Raw genomic sequence first — 3,065 nt, forward strand, 5'->3', positions numbered from 1 at the left:
GCGGGCGCGGTCACGAGCAGCCGGCAACGTCCTCGTCTGCCGCCGGGCGGGCGCGTTCGCTCATGCCGCGTTGAGGGTGCGGTCACCAGTGGGAGTGACGTCGGAAGGCATCACGGGCAGGCTTGCTCCATGAGCAGCCTGGGCCCCGGTTGGCACGCCTTCTCCCCGGACGACCCTGACTGTCCGCCTGAACTGAGGGAGCTGTACCAGGCCGATCAGCGCCCGGTGCTGGGGACGGTGACGGTAACGGTCCGCGACCTGGCCAGGGGCGGCAGCTCCATCCGCGCAGGAGGCCCCGGCGCCACCACGCTGCAGCTCATCGACGCCGCCATCGCCGAGCTGCAGGAGAACCGCCGGCACTTCATGGAGGACGGGCCGATCACCCCAGGCGGCTGATCAAGTCCCGCGGAGAGCACCGTCGATGACCGCCTGAGCCCGCACCCTCCCGCCGGTCGCGCAGTGCGCGCTCATAGCCGCACTGCGGGCGCGATCGGGCAGCATCATGCGGTGGAGTCTCTACGCCGCGTCCGTGCCCGCGTGCTGCTCGGTGAGCTGGACGTGGAGGTCATGCCCGCCTGGGCGGTGCAAGCCCTACAGGCCGGGCTCGACTCCCCGGCGCTGCTAAAGCTGGCCAGCATGGGCCCCGGTGAGCTGACCTGCGTGCCTGCGGTGGTCACCGCAGCGCTGCAGGAGCTGGGGGCACCGAACCTGACGGAGCAGCAGGCGCGCTGGGAGCTGGCCTACGCCTGGGCCGAGGCCATGCTCACCGGTGAGCTGACGCCCTACGAGGCGGCACACCGCATCTGGCAGGACGCCTGGCACCCGCTGGACTGTCCAGAGCAGCTCAGCGTCTTCGCTTCCGAGGCGAGCGAGTGGGAGGACAACCCCGAGCACCGCAGCACGCACCAGCATCGGATGATCCAGGACGCGCACAACCTCCTCCGCCAGCCCATGCCCGGACACCGCGACGAGACATAACCCCGCCGCCAGAAACGTCCTCGTCTGCCGTGCTCAGTGCACGATCAAGACGGCCGGCGGACGCCCGCCTCCGCCGAAGAGCGCGCCTTGCGTGAGGCGCACCGTCGAGGGATCAGCGGGTCTGCGATGGGCTCGCAGGTATGCCGTCCCCGTGGGTCACGGTGATCGTCAGCCGGGCCTGGACGGTCCCCGAGGCCGCGATCGGCTCCGGCACTTCCCGGCCGTCCACTCACCCTTGAAGGTGTGCTCGTAGGTACCTGGCTGCAGGTTCCCGGTCTGGGCTGCGGTCATCGTGCGGGAGTTCGTCGACGACGGTGTCGTGGACGGTGAGGACGTCCAAGGGCACGTGCAGCTCGTGGAAGCCCAGCACCCGGGGGACCGACACCGATCACCCCGGACGATCCGGCGTCGCGTCCTCGGCCTCGTCCGTGGGCGCCCGTGCCGGCGCCGTCGGTTCGCGGTTCAGCCGAAGGGTGAGCGCAAACCGTGGCGCTGCATCAGCTCGGGCACCCACGTGGGGTCGAAGAACACGCCGTAGCGGGCGGTCAGCTCCTGCATGTCGTCCGGGCCGGGAGCGCCGGACTCGAACATGTCGGCCAGCTCGGCGAAGAAGCGCTCGAAGCCCGCGGGCGTGATGACCTCGATCATGCGCGCCTCCTCCGTCCCGGCGTTCCACATCGTGTGCAGCTCCCCGCGGGGCTTGACGATGTAGCCACCGGCCTCGAGCACCACCTCGTCGTCCCCCGAGCGGAAGCCGATGGTGCCGGACGTGACGATGGAGAACTCGTCCTCGCGGGTGTGCAGGTGCGGAGGTACCAGCGCGCCGGGTGGGAACGGGTGTTCCACGATGGCCACCCGACCGCCCGTGTGCTCGCCGCCCAGGCGGAAACCCACACCGATGCTCCCGATCGGCCGGTCCGGTCCGTGCGGGCCGGGCACGGCGGTCAGCGGCAGCGCACGCCCCAGCCGGCTCGCCTCCTCGAGAGAACCCGCGGACTCCAGCGGACTGCTCATGAGGTCCTCCCACCAGCGGGGCCACACGGTGGAAACGCACCACCGGACGGCACTCTTGGTACTCGCGCGAGTGCTCCGGGTCAAGCACTCGCTCGTGCTGCCGAGCACCGGCGGCGGCCGCATCCCGCGGGCGGCCCCGCCGGGCGCTCACCCCCGCGCGGGCACCCTCCGCAGGACGAGGTACTCCTCCACGCCGAAGAACCGGGTGAAGCGCACCTGCCGGTCGGGGAGCTGGTCGGCGACGTCCTGCAGCGGGACGACCTGCGGGTGCCCGACGAGGTGCTCGTGCCCGTCGTGGACGACGGTGGCGGAGCCTGCGGCCAGGACGTTGGCCAGCCAGTCGGTGCGCCGGCCGTAGGCGAGACCGATGACGAACCCGTCCGGGGTGGGGATCGCGGTGATCGGCGTTTCGTAGGTCCGCCCGCTGCGGCGGCCCGTGTGCCGCACGAGGGAGTCCCGCGCCCCGGCCTGCCCGGCCGTGCGCACCTGCCGGGGGTTGGTCACCGCCCGGTTCACCCGCCGCACCGCCGTGAGCACGGTCTGGTTGCGCGTGCGCATCCCGACGACGACGACGCCCACGACTGCGAGCACGGCGGTGGGGCCGGCAGCTGCCGCCACCACGAGAGCCCTCACCGGTCGGCGCACGACGGTCACCTCCTGCTCCGGCACACCGTGCGGACCACGCATGCTGGCAGGGTGGCGCGACCTGGCACAAGGCTGCCGCCACGGTGACCGCCCCGGCGCTACGGTGCCCGCGCCACGAGCGCCGTCCGCCCCGAGGAGGAGACCATGGGCGCACCCGTCCAGCGCTTCGCGTCCGTCATCCGGTTGCGCCCGGAGGCGGAGGCGGAGTACCGCCGCCTGCACGCCGCCGTCCCCGCCGCCGTGCTGCAGCGGCTGCGCGACAGCGGCATCGGGAACTACTCGATCTTCCTGCGCGACGGGGTGCTGTTCTCCTACTGCGAGTACAGCGGCACCGACTGGGCCGCCGACACCGCCGCCATCGCCGCCGACCCCGCGACCCGGGAGTGGTGGCGGCTGACGGACCCCTGCCAGCAGCCCGTCCCGACGGC

Annotated in this window: 5 protein-coding genes; 3 read left to right on the forward strand and 2 right to left on the reverse strand. The window is 72.4% G+C overall.

Annotation, left to right across the window (positions count from 1 at the left end; all coding sequences use genetic code 11):
* Window positions 1-129 precede the first annotated feature (129 nt).
* Both ABEB16_RS18850 and ABEB16_RS18855 read left to right on the forward strand, forming a co-directional pair.
* Window positions 130-396 (forward strand): hypothetical protein, encoded by a 267-nt coding sequence (locus ABEB16_RS18850; RefSeq protein ID WP_345713748.1) that lies wholly within the window; start codon window positions 130-132, stop codon window positions 394-396.
* 111 nt (window positions 397-507) lie between these two features.
* Window positions 508-978: a hypothetical protein gene (locus tag ABEB16_RS18855; RefSeq protein ID WP_345713749.1), complete on the forward strand. Its 471-nt coding sequence runs from the start codon at window positions 508-510 to the stop codon at window positions 976-978.
* Between the two features lie 462 nt (window positions 979-1,440).
* Here ABEB16_RS18855 and ABEB16_RS18860 read toward each other — a convergent pair whose 3' ends face one another.
* Together ABEB16_RS18860 and ABEB16_RS18865 are read right to left on the reverse strand one after the other, a co-directional pair.
* On the reverse strand, window positions 1,441-1,992 hold the full coding sequence (locus ABEB16_RS18860; protein ID WP_345713750.1) for a cupin domain-containing protein: 552 nt from the start codon (window positions 1,990-1,992) through the stop codon (window positions 1,441-1,443).
* Window positions 1,993-2,139: 147 nt separating this feature from the next.
* Entirely contained in the window at window positions 2,140-2,679 is a 540-nt protein-coding gene (locus tag ABEB16_RS18865; protein WP_345713751.1) for a nitroreductase family deazaflavin-dependent oxidoreductase, read from the reverse strand.
* Between the two features lie 102 nt (window positions 2,680-2,781).
* On the opposite strand from ABEB16_RS18865, the gene ABEB16_RS18870 reads away from it, so the two are divergent.
* The coding region (locus ABEB16_RS18870; RefSeq protein ID WP_345713752.1) for an L-rhamnose mutarotase at window positions 2,782-3,065 on the forward strand (284 nt) is incomplete at its 3' end.

Source organism: Kineococcus glutinatus, from assembly GCF_039542765.1.
In the GTDB taxonomy this organism is placed as follows: domain Bacteria; phylum Actinomycetota; class Actinomycetes; order Actinomycetales; family Kineococcaceae; genus Kineococcus_A; species Kineococcus_A glutinatus.

Excerpts from the sequence above, each read along its gene's own strand:
- ABEB16_RS18850 (WP_345713748.1), top strand. The coding sequence starts at position 130 with ATGAGCAGCCTGGGCCCCGGTTGGCACGCCTTCTCCCCGGACGACCCT.
- ABEB16_RS18860 (WP_345713750.1), bottom strand. The coding sequence starts at position 1,992 with ATGAGCAGTCCGCTGGAGTCCGCGGGTTCTCTCGAGGAGGCGAGCCGG.
- ABEB16_RS18865 (WP_345713751.1), bottom strand. The coding sequence starts at position 2,679 with ATGCGTGGTCCGCACGGTGTGCCGGAGCAGGAGGTGACCGTCGTGCGC.